The organism is Streptomyces durocortorensis, from assembly GCF_031760065.1.
Lineage (GTDB): Bacteria > Actinomycetota > Actinomycetes > Streptomycetales > Streptomycetaceae > Streptomyces.
Map to the genome: position 1 here is coordinate 5372357 of NZ_CP134500.1, position 17395 is coordinate 5389751.

The following is a 17395-nucleotide window of genomic DNA, read 5'->3' on the forward strand; positions in this document are numbered from 1 at the left end:
TCGAACGCGGGCGGCCCGGCTCCTTCCGGCAGGGATCAGAACAGCCGCAGCTTGTCGTCCTCGATGCCGCGCATCGCGTCGTAGTCGAGGACCAGGCAGCCGATGCCCCGGTCCGTGGCCAGCACCCGGGCCTGCGGCTTGATCTCCTGGGCCGCGAAGACGCCCCGGACCGGTGCGAGATGCGGGTCGCGGTTGAGCAGTTCCAGATAGCGGGTCAGCTGCTCGACGCCGTCGATGTCACCCCGGCGCTTCAGCTCCACGGCCACCGTCCCCCCGTCCGCGTCCCGGCACAGGATGTCCACCGGGCCGATCGCGGTGGGGTATTCACGGCGGATCAGGGTGTGGCCCTCGCCGAGGATCTCGATCCGGTCCGCGAGCAGCTCCTGGAGGTGCGCTTCCACGCCGTCCTTGATCAGCCCCGGGTCGACGCCCAGCTCGTAGGAGGAGTCGTGAAGGATTTCCTCCATCGTGATGATCAGTTTCTCGCCCGCCTTGTTCACCACGGTCCAGACGCCTTCGTCCTCGCCGGCGCCCTCCTTCAGGGTGCACGGCGGGGACATCCAGTTGAGGGGCTTGTACGCCCGGTCGTCGGCGTGGATGGAGACGCTGCCGTCCGCCTTCACCAGGATCAGACGGGGGGCAGAGGGCAGGTGGGCTGTGAGCCGGCCCGCGTAGTCCACGGAGCAACGGGCGATGACGAGACGCATGGTCGGCAACGCTACTCGACGACGGGGGCCCGGCGCGATTTCCCCACCTGTTGCCCCCTGTCACTCGGTGCGCGCGGCGTTGCGGCCGCGCGGGCTTGCCCCTCTTTGCGCCCCTTCGTTATTGGCCGGTTGTGTTCCCAATCTCCTGGTGCGGCCCCGATCGCACGCTTACCGTGGAAGCAGGAGGTCGCCGTCCGTGCACGCTGCGTCGTCGCCCTTCTTCCCTGCCCGTAAGGCCCCGGCCACTGCCCGGGGTCGCGAGAGGAGAACCCATGTCGCTCGACGTCTCACCGGCGCTGTTGGAACAGGCCGAGCGAGGCGAGGTCGACGAAGCCGACTTCGTCGACTGCGTCCGGACCTCCCTGCCCTACGCATGGGAGATGATCAGCTCGCTGGTGGCTCAGCTGAAGGTGGACGGTGGACAGTTCGCCGACAACCAGACGCCTCCGCCGGACGAGCAGGCACGTGGTCAGCTGCTGCGCGCGCTCGCGAGTGATGCGATACGCGGCGCGCTTCAGCGGCACTTCGGAGTGCGTCTCGCATTCCAGAACTGCCACCGCGTCGCGGTGTTCCCGCTGGACGCCTCGGTCGACGACCGACTGGCCAAGTTCACCTCGGTGAGGGGCCAGTTGCTCAACCAGTCGCCCGAACTACGGGACTGCTGAACGCTTCTGCTGCCGTTCCGGGCCGCGGGAGGTGCAACTGGCTCCGGGGCGGCAGCTCCCGTACCACCGCACCACAGGTCCCCCAGAGATGTCGCCGAGGAACACCGGCATGCGCAGGTCAGGTGAGCAGGGGCAGCACGTCGGCGCCCAGTCGTCGGACGTTCTCCTCGGTCGCCGCGAGATCCCCCGACCCCTCCACCAGCAGGGCGAAGCGGGTGATCCCCGTCCGCTCGGCGGTGGCCGCGAGGCGGTCGGCGGCCAGCTTCGGCGTGCCCACCGGGTGCAGCCCGCACAGCAACTCCGTGTACGCGACGGGGTCCCGCATCACGCGGTGCCTGCCGTCGACCGTGACATGGGCGTCGAGCCCCTGCCGCAGCCACCCTGGCATCGTCTTCACCAGCGTCTCCACCGCGTCCCCGGGGCTGTCCGCGAGCTGGGCCACCCCTGCGGACACATGTGCGGCCCCCTCCACCACCTCGGGCGGCTGACCGGCCTCTCGGGCGGCCGTACGCCACAGGGCGACCATGTCCGCCTTCTCCTCGTCCCCGCAGTGCATGCCCAGCAGCATCGGGAGCCCCTGCCGCGCCGCGAGCCGTACGCTCGACGCCGAGGTGCACGCGACGACGACCTCGGGCCCAGAAGCGCCCGCCCCCGCCTCGTCCGGCCCGGTCAGCAGCTCGTCCGCGCGCGGCACCACGGCCACCTCGCGGAAGCCGAACCGCTCGCCGCGCCCCGCGACCCTCGGCTCCCGCAGCCAGTCGAGCAGCAGGTCCAGTGCCTCGGGGAAGCCGTTCTCATAGGCGTCGAGGCCGCCGCCGAAGACCTCCAGGTCCACCCAGGGACCACCCCGGCCCACCCCCAGCGAGAAGCGGCCGCCGCTGGTCAGATGCAGCAGCGCGGCCTGTTCGCCGAGGGCGACCGGGTGGTGGTTGGGCAGCACACTGACCGCGGTGCCGATCCGGATCCTGCGGGTGCGGCCCAGCAGCAGCGCGGCCAGCGTGGTGGCGGACGGGCAGACTCCGTACGGCACGAAGTGGTGCTCGGCCAGCCAGACCGAGTCGAGCCCCGACGCCTCAGCGGCCTCGGCGGACCGGACGGCCCGGTGCAGGGCCTCACCCGGCCCCTGCCCCGGGAACTGGGCTGCCAGAACGAACGTTCCGATGCGCATCGCCTATTGCCTCCTTGCGGCCCGACGCGGTTCTCCCCCACTGGCAACAACGTCTGACACGTGCCAAAGGCACGGTCCACGAAGAAGTTGTTGCGATTTTCCGCTAACTCACCCCGCTGCCGGATCGGGCCGCCCGCCGCACCCGACGGCTGTCCCGGAGGCGAGGCTCTAGGCTTGAACCCGCCGTGCCCGAACCGCCCCCGTGAGGTGTCCTGTGTCCCCGCGCCGAAACCGCCCCCGTGGTGGCGAGAGTCCCGACGACCGGCCCGGCGCGGCGCCCGGACGGTACGGCGGGGGAGGGGCCACCGAGAGCTGGCAGGGCGAGGAGTGGTCGGTGCGCCCGGTCAGCGGCGCGAGCGCCCAGGGCAAGCGCTACCGCTGCCCCGGCTGCGACCAGGAGATCCCCTCCGGCGTCCCGCACCTCGTCGCCTGGCCCGAGTTCGGCGGGATCGACGACCGCAGGCACTGGCACAAGGCGTGCTGGAACGCGAAGGACCGCCGCACCACACGGGTGCAGCGGTCCAGGAACGCGCCGCGCTACTGAGCCCACCGGCCCGGGCGCCCCGGCCGAGCCGAGGGGCCGGGTGGCTCAGACATCACGCTGCTTCAGCGCCGCGTACGCCCCGCCCAGCGCCGCGGCGGCCAGCAGCGGCATCAGCAGCAGCGGCTCCCAGCCGGACGGCCCGGAGCTGGTCACCGTCGTGCCGTACAGCGCGCCGAGCTGGTTCGGGATCGAGTACTCGACCAGGAAGCGCTGGAGGCCGCGCAGGCTCTCCGCGTACATGAACGGCGCGAGCACCAGAGGCAGCAGCACCACACCGATCATGATCGTGATCGCGCCCGCCGAGTGCCGGACGATCGCACCGACGCCCAGGGACAGCAGGCCGAGGGTCGCGATGTAGACCCCGGCCCCGAGGGTGGCGCGCAGCCACAGGGAACCCGAGGCGGTGCCGCCGTCCAGGATCAGGGTCTGGAACGCCGCGATGACCGTGGCGGCCACCGTCGTGAGGGCGAAGGTCAGCAGGAAGAAGACGATGGCCTTCGCCGTCAGCACCCGGCTCCGGCTGGGGCAGGCCGTCAGCGTCGTACGGATCATGCCGGTGCTGTACTCGGAGCCGATGGTCAGCACGCCGAGGGTGATCACACAGATCGAGCCCAGCAGCACCCCGAAGAAGCCGAGGCCCAGAACGGGCTCGCCCATCAGATCGGTGTCCGTGGCGGCGATCAGCAGCGCCGACCCCACCCCGACCGCCAGCATCAGCATCATCATCACGCCGAGCGTCCAGATCGTGGAGCGCACGGAACGGATCTTCGTCCACTCCGAGGCGATCGCGTCGCCGAGGGTCGCGGGGCGGATCGGGATGGGCGAGGTGTAGGACACCGCCGGACCGTGTCCCGGCGCCTGCTGCTCGTGGGCCTGGGGGGTGGCCGGCGTCGTCATCGGGGGTCCTCGCTGGTCTGCTGTCCGGCCGGGGCGGCGGGAGAGGGCTCGGGGGCTGTCTCGGGGGCCGCTACGGGAGCGGGGAAGGAGGCCGCGGGGGCTTCCCGGGCCGCCGCGTCCCTCCCGGAGGCCGCGTACGGGTTCTGTCCGGGCGGCGGCGGGGCGTACCAGCCGTCCTGCGGCACCTCCACCGGCCGGGGGTCCCCGTGGCCGGGCGCGGCCCCGTAACCGCCCGAGCCGTCCCCGTACGGGCCCTGCTGCGGCTCCGCGAGGCCCGCCTTGGCGTCGTCCGTCGAGCGGTAGTCGACCACGCCCTGCGTCATCCGCATGTACGCCTCCTCAAGGGAGGCCTGGTGCGGCGAGAGCTCCCAGAGCCGTACGTCGTTCGCGTGCGCCACGTCGCTGATCCTCGGCAGCGGCAGCCCGGTGACGCGCAGGGCCCCGTCCGGCTCCGACATGACCCGGCCGCCCGCCTCGATGAGCGAGGCCGTCAGCTTCTCGCGCTCCGCAGGGTCGCCCGTCGGCACCCGTACGCGGGCGAAGTCGGCGGAGTTCGCCGAGATGAAGTCCTTGACGCTCATGTCGGAGAGCAGCCGGCCGCGGCCGATCACGATCAGATGGTCCGCGGTGAGCGCCATCTCGCTCATCAGATGGGACGAGACGAAGACCGTACGGCCCTCGGCGGCCAGCATCTTCATCAGGTTGCGGACCCAGTGGATGCCCTCCGGGTCGAGCCCGTTGACCGGCTCGTCGAAGAGCAGCACCTGCGGATCGCCGAGCAGCGCCGCCGCGATCCCGAGCCGCTGGCCCATGCCGAGGGAGAAGCCGCTGGAGCGCCGCCTGGCGACGTCCTGAAGTCCGACGACACCCAGCACCTCGTCGACCCGTGCCGCCGGGATGCCCGCGAGCTGGGCCAGGGACAGCAGGTGGTTGCGGGCGGTGCGGCCGCCGTGCACGGCCTTGGCGTCCAGCAGCGCGCCGACCTGGCGCGGCGCGTTGGGCAGGCTGCGGTAGGGGTGGCCGCAGATCGTGACGCGACCTGCGGTGGGGCGGTCCAGGCCGAGGATCATGCGCATGGTCGTGGACTTGCCCGACCCGTTGGGACCGAGGAACCCGGTGACGGCACCCGGCCGCACCTGGAAGGAAAGGTCGTCCACGGCCGTCTTCGCGCCGTAGCGCTTGGTCAGGCCGACTGCCTCGATCATTCTCCAGCCCCATCGACTTCACTCGGTCGTCGGGGCTCGGGCCACCTGGCCGCGCACCCCCGTAAGAGTTAGGAGGATAACCAGGCCTTGACGGTTCCGGCCAAGTCGCGCACGGCGTGCGAGCGGACCGTTACGGGCTCACGCGTCCCGCTTCTTCAGGACCAGGTAGCCGCCGAGCAGCGCGGCCAGTACCCAGAGCACCATGATCCCGAGGCCGGCCCAGGGTCCGTACGGTGCCGGATCGCTGTTCAGTGCCCCCGGGACGACCTGCATGATCTTGGAACCGGCCTGGTCGGGGAAGTACCGGGCGACGTCCTTCGCGTACGGCACCGCGATCAGGATCTGTGAGACCAGGAAGAAGAACGGCATCAGGATGCCCAGCGACAGCATGGAACTGCGCAGCATCGCCGCCACCCCCATGGAGAAGATCGCGATCAGTCCCATGTAGAGACCGGCGCCGACCACCGCGCGCAGCACGTTCTCCGCACCGATGTCCGTGCCCCGGTCGCCCAGCAGTGCCTGGCCGAGGAAGAACGAGACGAAGCTGGTGAGCAGGCCCACGAGGAGGGCGAGCACCCCGGCCACCGTGATCTTGCTGAAGAGCAGCGTCCCGCGCTGCGGCACGGCCGCCAGCGAGGTGCGGATCATGCCGGAGCTGTACTCCGTACCGACGACGAGCACCCCGAACACGACCATGGCGAGCTGGCCGAGGACCGTCCCGGAGAAGCTGACGAGCGTGGGGTCGAACGTGACCTGCTCGGCCTCCGAGAGGTCGTCGAACGTGGCGTTCAGCAGGGCGCTCAGCGCCGCGCTCATCGCGACCGTGACGACGAACGCGCAGATGAGGGTCCAGGTCGTCGAGGAGACCGACCGGATCTTGGTCCACTCCGAGGTGAGAACCGCGGGTACCGATGCCATCGTCGTCACTTCCCCTCGTTCTCGGTGGCGCCCTGTTTGTTCCAGTCCTCGCCCCAGCCCGCGCCCACCGCGGGCGCCCCGGCGACGGGGTCCCGTTCGGAGTGGGCGTGATACTCGACGGAAGCGGCGGTCATCTGCATGAAGGCGTCCTCCAGCGAGGCCCGCTGGGCGCTCAGCTCGTGCAGCACCACCTGGTGACGGGCGGCCAGCTCGCCGAGCTCCTCGGTGGTGGCGCCGTCGATCTCCAGGGTCCCGCTGCCCGTCTCGACGACCGTGAATCCCTCCTGGTGCAGCACATCGCGCAGCCGTTCCTGCTGGGGCGAGCGCAGCCGCACATAACTGCGGGAGTTCTCATGGATGAAGTCCGCCATCGAGGTGTCGGCGAGCAGCTTGCCCTGGCCGATCACGATCAAATGGTCCGCGGTCAGCGCCATTTCGCTCATCAGGTGGGATGAGACGAAGATCGTCCGGCCCTCCGAGGCGAGCGCCTTCATCAGATTGCGGATCCAGTGAATTCCCTCGGGGTCCAGTCCGTTGACCGGTTCGTCGAACATCAGGATCTCGGGATCGCCGAGCAGTGCCGACGCGATGCCGAGCCGCTGGCCCATGCCGAGGGAGAACCCCTTGGACTTCTTCCGCGCCACCGCGCTGAGGCCGACCATGTCGAGCACCTCGTCGACCCGGCTGCTCGGGATGCGGTTGCTCTGCGCCAGGCACAGCAGGTTGTTGTACGCGCTGCGGCCGCCGTGCATCGCCTTGGCGTCGAGGAGCGCCCCGATGTACTTCAGCGGTTCCTGGAGGTCGCGGTAGTGCTTGCCGTCGATGCGCACCGTGCCACTGGTCGGATTGTCGAGATCGAGCATCATCCGCATCGTGGTGGACTTGCCTGCCCCGTTGGGACCCAGAAAGCCCGTCACGATACCCGGTTTCACCTGACATGTCAGGTGATCGACGGCGATCTTGCTGCCGAACCGTTTGGTGAGTCCCTCAAGCTCGATCATGCGCCTACGCTAGAACGCCCGAGCGCCCGGCGCCACCACAAAGGCGGAACCGGGCGCACACGGGGGTATCGCGGGTACTACGGTGCCGACGTGGCGTCAGCGGGTCTGCTGGGCGGGCACGCCACGGGTGGCGGCCTCGTCCTCCACCGGGGCGCCGGCGGCGGCCACGGCGGCGCCGGTCAGCGTCGCCAGCATCTCGCGGACGTTGGTCAGCTGCGCGTTGATCGAGTCGCGGCGGTTGGTGAGCGCCGCCAGCTCGCGCTCCGATTCGCTGCGGATCCGGTCGGCCTTGGCGTTGGCGTCGGCGACGATGTCCTCGGCCTGGCGCTGTGCGGTCTCCACCGTCTGGCGGGCCCGGCGCTCGGCGTCCGTACGGAGCTTCTCGGCCTCCAGGCGGAGCTGCTCGGCGCGGTGCTCGATCTCGGCGAGGCGCTTCTCGGCCTTGGCCTGACGGGACGCGAGGTCGCGCTCCGACTGCTCACGGCGCTTGGCGAGGTTCGTCTCGAAGTCGGCCGCGGCCTGGGCGGCCTTGGCGCGGGTCTCCTCGAAGAGGGCGTCGGCCTCCTCGCGCTTCTGCTGGGCGTCCTTCTGGGCGTCCGAGCGCAGGGTGTTCGCCTCGCCCTGGGCCTTCTCGACGATACGGACGCCCTCGTCCTCGGCCTTCGCCTTGCGCTCGGCGGCGAACGACTCGGCGTCGTTGCGCACCTGCTGGGCGGCCGACTCGGCGAGCTCGCGGTGCTGCTCGGCCGCGCGACGGGCCTCCTCGCGCAGGTCCTTGGCCTCCTCCTCGGCGAGGCGGAGAATCTTCTCGACACGGGCACCGAGACCGGCGTACGACGGCTCGGCGTCATTGACCTGGGCCTGGGCGTTCTGCGTTTCGAGGTGCAGCTCCTCGATGCGCTTTTCCAGAGAGGTGATTCGGGCCAGAGCACTATCACGGTCGGCGACGAGCTTGGTAATGCGGTCGTCCACCTGACCGCGGTCGTAACCACGTCGCACGAGCTCGAAGCCGAAGGGGGAGGAAGGGTCGCTCATGGGGTTCCTGTCGAATGAGACCGGTGAGGTGATAGAGGGAATCCTAGGGGCCATAGCGGCGTGTCAGCGTGCAGATGCCGGTTTGATCTGGAGAATGACACCCCTTTTGAGTGGCTGACCCCTGGAGTACTTGCACTCGAAGGGTTGAATGTCCATGACGAAGCACGGGCCCCCGTAGATCACTACCGTCCGGTAGGTCGCTACCGCTCGGACGACTTGCCCCCCGACCGGCTGCCCGCCGCCGCCGGAGCCTTGACGCCTCCCGCGGAGCCGCCCGCCGGTTTACCGCCCCCGGTCGGAGCCTCGAAAGACTCCAACGCTTCGAGCACGTCCTGGACACGGGAGATCTCCGCATTGATGTCCTCGCGCCTGCGCACCAGGACATCCAGCTCGCGCTGACCCTCGTCGACCGTCTTCTTGGCCTCGGCCTCCGCGTCGGCACGCAGCTTCTCCGCCTCGCGGATCAGCCCGGCCTTCTTGGCCTCGGCCTCCTTCAGCAGCGACTCGGCCCGCTTCACCGCGGCGATCCGTACCTTGCTGGCCTCCGAATTGGCCTCCGCCAGCAGCTGCTTGGCCTTCGCCTCGGCCTCCTCGCGCTGCTCGGTCGCCGCCTTCATCAGGTTGTCGACGCGCTCGCCCGCCGTCTTCATCTGCTCGGACGTCTCGCGGCGGGCCCGCTCGTGCAGTTCCTCGATCTCGCTCTCCAGCCGGGCCCGCAGCTCCTCTGCCCGCTCCCGGATCTGCGTCGCGTCGCGCCGGGCGCCGACCAGCAGTTCGTCGGCGTCGGCACGGGCGCGCTCCACGAGGGTGTTGCCCTCGACGGTCGCCTCCGAGGTGATCCGTTCGGCCTCCTTGCGGGCCGCGCCGACCATGGTGTCGGCCTGCCCCTCGGCCTCGGTGGCCGTACGCAGCGCCTCCTCCCGCGCCTTGTTGATGAGCTGGTCCGCCTGCTCGGCCGCGTCCGCCCGGCGCTTGGCCGCCGCCTCGCGGGCCTCGTCCAGCACCCGGTCCGCCTCCTGGCGGGCATCCGCGCGCAGCTCCTCGGCCGCCGACTCCGCGTCGCTGCGCAGCCGTTCGGCCTCCTCGCGGGTCCGGGCCGCGTGCTCCTGCGCGGAGCCGAGCCGCTCGGCCGCCTCCGTGCGCATCCGCTCCGCCTCGGCGCCCGCCTCGGCCAGCGTCCGGTCCGCCTGCTCGGTGGAGTCGGCCCGACGGCGGTTGGCCTCCGTGGTGGCCTCGACCACGAGCGCCTCGGCCGCCCGGTCCGCCTCGGTGCGGATGCGCTCGCTCTCGGTCGTGGACTCGGTGATCAGCAGGTCCGCCTGCGCCGCCGCCTCCGAGCGGATGCGGTTGGCGTCCTGACGGGCCTCGGCCCGGGCCTTGGACGCGTCCTGCTCCGCCGACGCGAGGGCGTCGGAGGCTTCCGTACGCATCCGCTGGCTGTACTCGGAGGTGTCCGCGCGCAGCCGCTCCGCCTCGGCGATCGCGTCGGCGACCGTCCGCTCGGCCAGCGCCTTCGCCGCCTCGGTCTCCTCGTTCGCCTCCCGGCGGATCCGGCTCGCGTCCTCGGACGCCCGTTCCCGCTCGGCGTGCGCGTCGGCGCGGACCCGGTCCGCCTCCTCCTGAGCCTCGCCGCGCGTGCGCTCCGCGACGTGCTCGGCCGTCGAGCGCAGCCCGGCGATCTCCTCCTCGGCTTGCTCCTGGAGACCGGCGACGGAGTCCCGCACCTGCTGGGCGGTCTGCTCGGCAGCCGCGACCAGCTCGGTGGCCCTGGCGTCCGCCTCCGCGACCAGCCGCTGCGCCTCGGCCTGCGCCTCCTCGACCCGCTTGCGGGCGGAGGCGAGCAGCTCCTCGCTCTGCTCGCGGGCCCGCTCGCGCTCCTGCTCCGCCTCGGTCCGGGCCGCGCCGAGGATCTCCTCGGCCTCCCGGCGGCGGCGGGACGCCTCCTCCTGGGCGGCTTCCAGCGCCTCGGCCGCCTCGGTGGCGACCCGCTCGGCGGCCGCGGCCGCCTCCGCACGCACGCGGTCGGCGCTCTCCTGCGCCTCGGACCTGAGCCGCTCGGCCTCGGCGGACGCCTCCGTGCGCAGCCGTACGGCCAGGCTCTCGGCCTCGGCCCGGGCCTGTGAGGCGTCCGCGGCGGCCTCGTCGCGCAGCCGCTCGGCCTCCGCCCCGGCCTGCTCGGTCAGCGCCCGCACGCGCTCGGCGGTCTCGGCTCGCTGCCGCTCCGCCTCCTCGGCCGTCTCGCGGCGGATGCGCTCCGCTTCCGTACGCGCCTCGCCGAGCGCCTCCTCGGCGGCGGCGAGCCGGGCCTCGGCCTCGCCGTGCAGCCGGGTCTGCTCCTCGGCGGCCTCGGCCTGCCGGGCGGCGAGGCCGCGCTCGGTCTCCTCGCGCAGCTCGGCAGCGGCCCGCTCGGCCGCCTCCGTGGTCGCCGCCGCCTGCTCCTCGGCCTCGGCCCGCAGCTTGTCGGCCTCGGCGCGCGTGCGCTCCAGTGTCTCCTCGGCCTGCTTGCGCAGGGTGGCGGCCCGCTCGGCGGCCTCGGCGCGGATGCGCTCGCTCTCGCCGTTCGCCTTGGTGCGCAGCTCGTCGGCGTCGGAGCGGGCCTTGGTCAGCAGCTCCTCGGCGGTGCGTGCGCCCTCCTCCAGCTGCTGGACCGCCTCGCGGCGAGCCTCGCTCCGGATGCGCTCGCCCTCGGCGACCGCCTCGGAGCGCAGCTGCTCGGCCTCGCCGCGCAGTCGGCGGGCCTCCTCCTGGAGCTCGACCGTCTTGGCCCGGTACTCCTTGGTGTCGTCCTTGGCCGCGCCCTTGAGCTGGTCGGCCTGCTCGGCGGCCTCGCCGCGCAGCCGGTCCGCCTCGGCCTCCGCCTCGCGGCGGATGCGCTCGGCCTCCTCGCTCGCCGCCTTCGTCGTCGACTGCGCGTCCTCGGAAGCCTTGGTCAGCACCTCCTCGGCGCTGCGGGCGGCCTTCGCTAGCTGGGCCGCGGCCTCCTCGGCGGCGACCGTACCGGCCTTCTCGGCGGCCTCCGCGACCAGCCGCTCCGCCTCGGCGCGGGCGTCGGACAGGGCCTGCTCGGCCTCTTCCTTGAGGGCGTCGGCGCTCTTGGTGGCCTCGCCGACCAGCCGGGCGATCTCCGACTTGGCCGTACGGGTGCGCTGCTCGTTCTGCGACTCGGCGGCGGCCAGCTGCTTGGCGGCCGCCTCCTTCGCCTCGGCGAGGACCTTCTCGGCCTCCAGCCGGGACTCGCGCAGCCGGGTCTCGGCCTCCGCGAGGCGCTGCTCGGCGGACCGGTTCAGCTCGGCGGTCTGGCGGCGGGCCTGGTCGGTCTCGGCGGTCGTGCTGGAACGCAGCTGCTCCGCGTGGCTGGTGGCCTCCTGGGCCTGCGCGGACGCGGCCCCGAGGAGCCGCTCGGCGTCCTTGCGGGCGCGCAGCAGGATCGCTTCGGCTTCGGTCCTGGCCGCCTCGGTGTCCGCGCCGACCCGCTGGCGGGTCTCCTCGGCCAGCCGGGCGGCCTCGTTGCGGGCGGCGGCCAGCGCCTGTTCGGCCTCGGCGCGGGACTCGTCCATGAGCCGACGGGCCTGCGCCTCGGTCCGGGCGCGCAGCTGCTCGGCCCAGGCGACGTTCTCGTTGACGTGCGACTCGACGGTCTGGCGGCGCTCGGCCAGCTCCTGGTCGAGCCGCTGCCTGCGCTGCACGGCCTCGGTGTGCAACTCCGCCTGGAGGCGGGCCTGGTGCTCGGCGTGCTCCTGAAGAATCCGCTGCGTCTGGGCCCGGGCCTCGCGCAGCTCGCGCTCGGCGTCGCTGCGCATCTGCTCGGCCTGGGCCTGCGCGTTCCGAAGGAGCTGTTCGGCCTGGTAGCCGATGTCCGCGCTGTCATAGGCGGGACGGGTCGCGAGATTGCGCCGAGCCTCGTGCAGCTTGGCGCGCAAGACCTCGACCTGGTAACCGAGGTCCTCGGCGTGCTGGACGGCCTTCTCCCGGTCGGTCTTCAGCCGGTCCATCTCGGCTTCGAACCGCGAGAGATGGTCGTCTTCAGCTCGGTGGCTCTCCTGGCGTTCGTAGCCCCGCACTGCGCGGTCCCATCCTTCCCCGAGCTCTCAACGTCGTTCGAGCAGGGGAGACCCCAACCCTGGTCGCAACGCACGAGTACCGCTCGCCGGCGAGCGGTCCCCCGGGGAATGGTGACAGACAAACGACGAGGACGCGGTACGGCCCCGACCCGGCCCCGGCCCGGAACCGCCCACTCTACCGGGCCGGGTATCCGCCAGGTCAGTGCTCCGGGCTGCTCGTGACCAGTTCGGTGAGGACTCCGTGGCAGTCCTTGGGGTGCAGGAACGTGATCCGGGACCCCATCGAACCCGTCCTGGGCTCGTCGTACAGCACCCGGACGCCCTTCTCACGGATGTCCGCGGCGTCCCCGTCGACGTCCGCCGTACCGAAGGCGATGTGGTGGACGCCCTCCCCGTTCTTCGCCAGCCACTTGCCCACGGCCGAGTCCTCCCGGGTCGGCTCCAGCAGCTGGAGGTACGAAGCCCCGCCGTCCGAGGTCTCGTTGATCTTGAGCATGGCCTCCCGGACGCCCTGCTCCTCGTTGATCTCGGTGTGGAACACCTCGAACCCGTACGTGGCACGGTAGAAGTCGACGGTCCTGTCCAGGTCGAAACAGGCGATTCCGATGTGATCGATGCGCGTCAGCATGGACTCAGCATGGCTCCGCGCCCCGGCTCCCGCCACGGTTACGCAACGTGCGCGCGATCACACCGGCAGCCGGATGACGGGCGCGGCACCGCTCAGTACATTCAGGTAAACCCTCGTTCACATCCGATCCCAAGGGGCCGTGCCCATGCCAGCAACGACCGGTACCACCACCTCAGTGATCGTCGCGGGCGCCCGGACGCCCATGGGCCGCCTCCTCGGCTCCCTCAAGAGCTTCTCCGCGGCCGACCTCGGCGGAGTGGCGATCAAGGCCGCCCTGGACCGGGCGGGCATCGGCGGCGACCAGGTCCAGTACGTGATCATGGGCCAGGTGCTCCAGGCGGGCGCGGGCCAGATCCCCGCCCGGCAGGCCGCCGTCAAGGCCGGCATCCCGATGAACGTGCCCGCGCTCACGATCAACAAGGTGTGTCTGTCCGGGCTGGACGCCATCGCCCTGGCCGACCAGCTCATCCGTGCCGGGGAGTTCGACGTCGTGGTCGCGGGCGGCCAGGAGTCCATGACCAACGCCCCGCACCTGCTCCCCAAGTCCCGCGAGGGCTACAAGTACGGCGCGATCGAGATGCTGGACTCGATGGCGCACGACGGTCTCACCGACGCCTACGAGAACATCCCCATGGGCGAGTCCACCGAGAAGCACAACACCCGCCTCGGCCTCGACCGCACCACCCAGGACGCGATCGGCGCCCTCTCCCACCAGCGGGCCGCCGCCGCCCAGAAGAACGGCGTCTTCGAGGCCGAGATCACCCCGGTCGAGATCCCGCAGCGCAAGGGAGACCCGGTCCTGTTCGCCAAGGACGAGGGCATCCGTCCCGAGACGACCGTGGAGTCCCTCGGCAAGCTGCGCCCGGCCTTCGCCAAGGACGGCACGATCACCGCGGGCACCTCCTCGCAGATCTCGGACGGCGCCGCCGCGGTCGTCGTCATGAGCAAGGCCAGGGCCGAGGAGCTCGGCCTCGACTGGATCGCCGAGATCGGCGCCCACGGAAACGTCGCGGGCCCCGACAACTCCCTCCAGTCGCAGCCCTCGGGCGCCATCCGGCACGCCCTCAAGAAGGACGGCCTGACCGTCGACGACCTCGACCTGATCGAGATCAACGAGGCGTTCGCGGCCGTCGCCGTCCAGTCCATGAAGGACCTGGGCGTCACCTCGGACAAGGTCAACGTCAACGGCGGCGCGATCGCGCTCGGCCACCCCATCGGGATGTCCGGTGCCCGGGTCGTCCTCCACCTGGCCCTGGAGCTGAAGCGGCGCGGCGGCGGCACGGGCGCGGCGGCGCTGTGCGGCGGCGGCGGCCAGGGCGACGCACTGATCATCCGCGTTCCGGGCAAGTAGTACCCGTACGGATTCCAGACCCGTACGGATTCCAGGGCTAGGGCAAGGCGAACGGAGCGGTGAACGTGGACGTGGACGTCCCCACGCTGGTCGAGCAGGCGCGAGCAGGCAGGCCGCGTGCGGTGGCCCGGCTGATCTCGCTGGTGGAGGGGGCGTCCCCGCAACTGCGCGAGGTGATGGCCGCGCTGGCACCGCTGGCGGGCCACGCCTACGTCGTCGGGCTCACGGGCTCGCCCGGCGTCGGCAAGTCCACGTCCACCTCGGCCCTGGTCTCCGCCTACCGCCGGGCGGGCAAACGGGTCGGCGTCCTCGCCGTCGACCCGTCCTCGCCCTTCTCCGGCGGCGCCCTGCTGGGCGACCGGGTCCGGATGTCGGACCACGCGTCCGACCCCGGCGTCTACATCCGCTCGATGGCCACCCGGGGCCACCTGGGCGGCCTCGCCTGGTCCGCCCCCCAGGCGATCCGGGTGCTGGACGCGGCGGGTTGCGACGTGGTCCTCGTCGAGACGGTCGGCGTCGGCCAGTCCGAGGTGGAGATCGCCTCCCAGGCCGACACCTCCGTCGTCCTGCTCGCCCCCGGCATGGGCGACGGCATCCAGGCGGCCAAGGCCGGAATCCTGGAGATCGGTGACGTCTACGTGGTCAACAAGGCCGACCGCGACGGCGCCGACGCCACCGCCCGCGAGCTGAACCACATGCTGGGCCTCGGAGAGTCCCGCGCCCCCGGCGACTGGCGCCCCCCGATCGTCAAGACGGTCGCGGCCCGGGGCGAGGGCATCGACGAGGTCGTGGAAGCCCTGGAGAAGCACCGGGCCTGGATGGAGGAGCACGGAGTCCTGGCCGCCCGCCGCACGGCCCGCGCGTCCCACGAGGTCGAGACGATCGCCGTCACCGCGCTCCGCGAGAGGATCGCCGACCTGCGCGGCGACCGCCGTCTGCACGCCCTGGCCGAGCGCATCGTGGCGGGGACCCTGGACCCGTACGCGGCGGCGGACGAGCTGGTGGCGGGGTTGACGGGGGGCTCCTGAGCAGGCGCTGAAGGCACCGGGGCGGCATGAGCCGCCCCGGTGGCGCTCTCGCGTACGGGCCCGGCGCGCCCACCGCCCCCGTCCTCGGAGCAGAGGTGGCGCCCGGGCGCCGTCCGAGGGTGCTACTCGACCAGACTCAGCGGTCCGAGCGCATCGATTCCCGCCGCTTCGACCGCCGCACGGCAGAATCTCTCGGGCGGGCAGTAGCGGTGCGCGGTGATGTAGTGGATGACCAGGTTCGGAGCGGCGTAGATTGTTCCGTCCTCTCCCTTCACCCGGATCTCCGCCGAGCCGAGCCATACCCGGGTGTCCCCGTTCGGCCCGCCGCAGACGGAGACCCGGTCCGTGTCGCAGAACTCGCACCTGTGAAAGCCGCGCATCTGGTTCTCGTAGGCGGCGCTGAGGATCACCAACGCCTGCACCACCCGTTCGTCCACGACGCCGGTGGCGTAGCCGTGTTTGGGATGCAGCCATCCGACGTTGAGCATGGCACGGGGTGACTCGTCGTAGGAGTACGGTGACAGATCAGGGTAGTGGCTCATGTGCTGTCCCTCAGCGTCGCGGGTCGCAGTGCTTCCGGCAGATCGCCAGGTGGACCGGGCCCATATTGGGTTTGAGGATCTCACTGAGCAAGGTCTCCTTGCTCACCGTGATGGAACCGCTCAGCATCCTCAGGTCGGACCCGGGCGCCACGGTGTAGTCCGGGAACGACTTGCCCGGACCGACGATCTCCGTGGGCTTGATCTTCTTCCCCTGCTCTATCGCGAGGCCGACGGACTGGCGAAGGCCGACGCCGTCCGCCACGTAGAAGTATCCCCAGGTGCCACTGGGCATGTCGGTGTCCCCAGTGCCGCGGACGTACCAACCGTGGCCGGCGACGACGGCCTGGCCGTCGGGGCGTCCGCCGGGGAGCCGTTCCGCGGCGGGGCCCACACCCTTGCCGTGTGTGGGTATGTCGTGCCCGCGCAGTTCGGGAGCCACGGCCGCCCGCCGCCACCCCGTGAGCCCCCCGATCCCGGTCACGGCGATCTGCTGGGTCAGTTCCTCCGCGGCCTCCCCGTACAGGTCCGCGAGCGCGTCGCAGCCCTGCTGGCGGAGCATGTACTCCGCGCGGTAGAGGCGGTAGGCCGGGCGAACGGGGAGGTACTTGTCGACGAAGGCCCCAGCGCCGCCATTCTGGCCGGTGAAGGCGCCATGGAGGTCGCCGACGAATTCGAAGGGCATCTTGAGCCCTTGCACGAAGCCGCTGCCGAAGATCTTCAGGCCCTCGCCGAGGCTGTCGACATGGCCGTTGCCGTCATCGCCCGGTACGGGGGTCAGCCCGCTCGGGTCGGTGAGGACACGTCGGAACGGGCCTGGAAACAGCGCGGAACGGCCCCGCACCGCAGCAGCGATGCGGGGCCTTCGGCCGCGAGGTGGCCGGTGCGTCAGTCGTCGTTCCGGTCGTCCGCGTCCCCGCCCCGGCTGTCCCGGTCGTCGTCATCCCGGTCCACCGTGACCTTGCCGGTCTTCGCGTCGACGCGGAGTTCGTGCTGCTTGCCGTCCTTGCCGGTGATGTCGACGTCCCAGCGCAGGACGTTGCCCCGGCGGCCGTCGTCATCAGCGTCATCGTCGTCCAGGTCGATCGAGGTGATACGGCCCGGGGCGGTCTTCAGGGCGGCGTCCGCCGCCGCGTTCAGGGTGACGGGGGCGGAGCGGGGTGCGTGGCGGTCGCGGTCGTCGTTGTCGTCGTCCTGGCGGGTCTTCAGGACCTTGCCGGTGGTGGCGTCCACCGTGACGTCGTGCCACTTCTTGTCGGAGCCGTGGACGTCCAGCTCCCAGACCGTACGGCCGTTGTGGTCGTCATCGTCGTCGTCGTCCAGCTCGGCCTCGGTGACCGTGCCCGGGACGCTCTTCAGCGCGGCGGCGACGGCCTGGTCGAGGGTGATCCGGGCGGATTCCTTGGCGGCCGGAGCCCGGTCGTCGGGAGCGTCGGCGGAGTTCACCATGCCTGCGCTCCTGGTGGGCGTTCGGTCGCCGTCGTCGTCCGCGAAGGCGACGGTGGCGGCGGCCGTGCCGCCGATCAGGACGGCCGCGGTGATCGCTGCGATGGTGGCGTTGCGCTTCATGAGGTTCCTCCCCGAAGGTCGTCGGGAGCTGGTGTGCTGCTCGACGGGTTCCACACTGCCGACCTCTTGCTGAACGCAG

Annotated in this window: 16 protein-coding genes; 4 read left to right on the forward strand and 12 right to left on the reverse strand. The window is 71.6% G+C overall.

Annotated elements, in window-relative coordinates; genetic code table 11:
• Positions 1-35: 35 nt before the first annotated feature.
• On the reverse strand, positions 36-707 hold the full coding sequence (gene nucS, locus RI138_RS23910) for an endonuclease NucS (RefSeq protein ID WP_096628456.1): 672 nt from the start codon (positions 705-707) through the stop codon (positions 36-38).
• 272 nt (positions 708-979) lie between these two features.
• Between nucS and RI138_RS23915 the strand changes: the two genes are divergently transcribed.
• Positions 980-1372, forward strand: coding sequence for an SCO5389 family protein (locus RI138_RS23915; protein WP_111338219.1), 393 nt, complete (start codon positions 980-982; stop codon positions 1370-1372).
• 118 nt (positions 1373-1490) lie between these two features.
• Here RI138_RS23915 and RI138_RS23920 read toward each other — a convergent pair whose 3' ends face one another.
• A complete protein-coding gene (locus tag RI138_RS23920; protein WP_311121556.1) occupies positions 1491-2540 on the reverse strand; it encodes an LLM class flavin-dependent oxidoreductase in 1050 nt (349 codons plus the stop codon).
• Between the two features lie 214 nt (positions 2541-2754).
• Here RI138_RS23920 and RI138_RS23925 point away from each other — a divergent pair, with 214 nt between their 5' ends.
• The gene (locus RI138_RS23925; RefSeq protein ID WP_311121557.1) at positions 2755-3084 is read left to right on the forward strand and encodes an ATP/GTP-binding protein; all 330 of its coding nucleotides are present in this window, start codon (positions 2755-2757) and stop codon (positions 3082-3084) included.
• Positions 3085-3129: 45 nt separating this feature from the next.
• Here the strand turns inward: RI138_RS23925 and RI138_RS23930 are convergent, their stop codons facing one another.
• From RI138_RS23930 to mce, 7 genes are all read right to left on the reverse strand, one after another.
• Positions 3130-3981, reverse strand: a complete 852-nt coding sequence (locus tag RI138_RS23930) for an ABC transporter permease subunit (protein WP_311121558.1) — start codon at positions 3979-3981, stop codon at positions 3130-3132.
• Positions 3978-5186 (reverse strand): ABC transporter ATP-binding protein, encoded by a 1209-nt coding sequence (locus RI138_RS23935; protein WP_311121559.1) that lies wholly within the window; start codon positions 5184-5186, stop codon positions 3978-3980. The genes RI138_RS23930 and RI138_RS23935 overlap by 4 nt, the downstream gene beginning before the upstream one ends.
• 138 nt (positions 5187-5324) lie before the next feature.
• A complete protein-coding gene (locus tag RI138_RS23940) occupies positions 5325-6104 on the reverse strand; it encodes an ABC transporter permease subunit (protein ID WP_311121560.1) in 780 nt (259 codons plus the stop codon).
• A 5-nt stretch (positions 6105-6109) separates the two neighbouring features.
• Entirely contained in the window at positions 6110-7105 is a 996-nt protein-coding gene (locus RI138_RS23945; RefSeq protein ID WP_096628372.1) for an ABC transporter ATP-binding protein, read from the reverse strand.
• Between the two features lie 96 nt (positions 7106-7201).
• Entirely contained in the window at positions 7202-8140 is a 939-nt protein-coding gene (locus RI138_RS23950; RefSeq protein ID WP_311121561.1) for a coiled-coil domain-containing protein, read from the reverse strand.
• Between the two features lie 200 nt (positions 8141-8340).
• Positions 8341-12201 carry a polarized growth protein Scy gene (gene scy, locus RI138_RS23955; protein WP_311121562.1) on the reverse strand — a complete coding sequence of 1287 codons (3861 nt, stop codon included), beginning with the start codon at positions 12199-12201 and terminating at the stop codon, positions 8341-8343.
• A gap of 199 nt (positions 12202-12400) precedes the next feature.
• Positions 12401-12829, reverse strand: coding sequence for a methylmalonyl-CoA epimerase (gene mce, locus RI138_RS23960; protein ID WP_096628376.1), 429 nt, complete (start codon positions 12827-12829; stop codon positions 12401-12403).
• A 145-nt stretch (positions 12830-12974) separates the two neighbouring features.
• On the opposite strand from mce, the gene RI138_RS23965 reads away from it, so the two are divergent.
• A complete protein-coding gene (locus RI138_RS23965; RefSeq protein ID WP_096628378.1) occupies positions 12975-14180 on the forward strand; it encodes an acetyl-CoA C-acetyltransferase in 1206 nt (401 codons plus the stop codon).
• 59 nt (positions 14181-14239) lie between these two features.
• Positions 14240-15208, forward strand: coding sequence for a methylmalonyl Co-A mutase-associated GTPase MeaB (meaB, locus tag RI138_RS23970; protein WP_311121563.1), 969 nt, complete (start codon positions 14240-14242; stop codon positions 15206-15208).
• A gap of 122 nt (positions 15209-15330) precedes the next feature.
• On the opposite strand, the gene RI138_RS23975 is transcribed toward meaB, so the two are convergent.
• The 3 genes from RI138_RS23975 to RI138_RS23985 are packed head-to-tail and all read right to left on the reverse strand — an operon-like array spanning position 15331 to position 17316.
• Positions 15331-15750: a DUF7919 family protein gene (locus RI138_RS23975; RefSeq protein WP_311121564.1), complete on the reverse strand. Its 420-nt coding sequence runs from the start codon at positions 15748-15750 to the stop codon at positions 15331-15333.
• Positions 15751-15760: 10 nt separating this feature from the next.
• On the reverse strand, positions 15761-16591 hold the full coding sequence (locus RI138_RS23980) for a putative adhesin (RefSeq protein ID WP_311121565.1): 831 nt from the start codon (positions 16589-16591) through the stop codon (positions 15761-15763).
• A gap of 44 nt (positions 16592-16635) precedes the next feature.
• A complete protein-coding gene (locus tag RI138_RS23985; protein WP_311121566.1) occupies positions 16636-17316 on the reverse strand; it encodes a PepSY domain-containing protein in 681 nt (226 codons plus the stop codon).
• Positions 17317-17395: the final 79 nt, after the last annotated feature.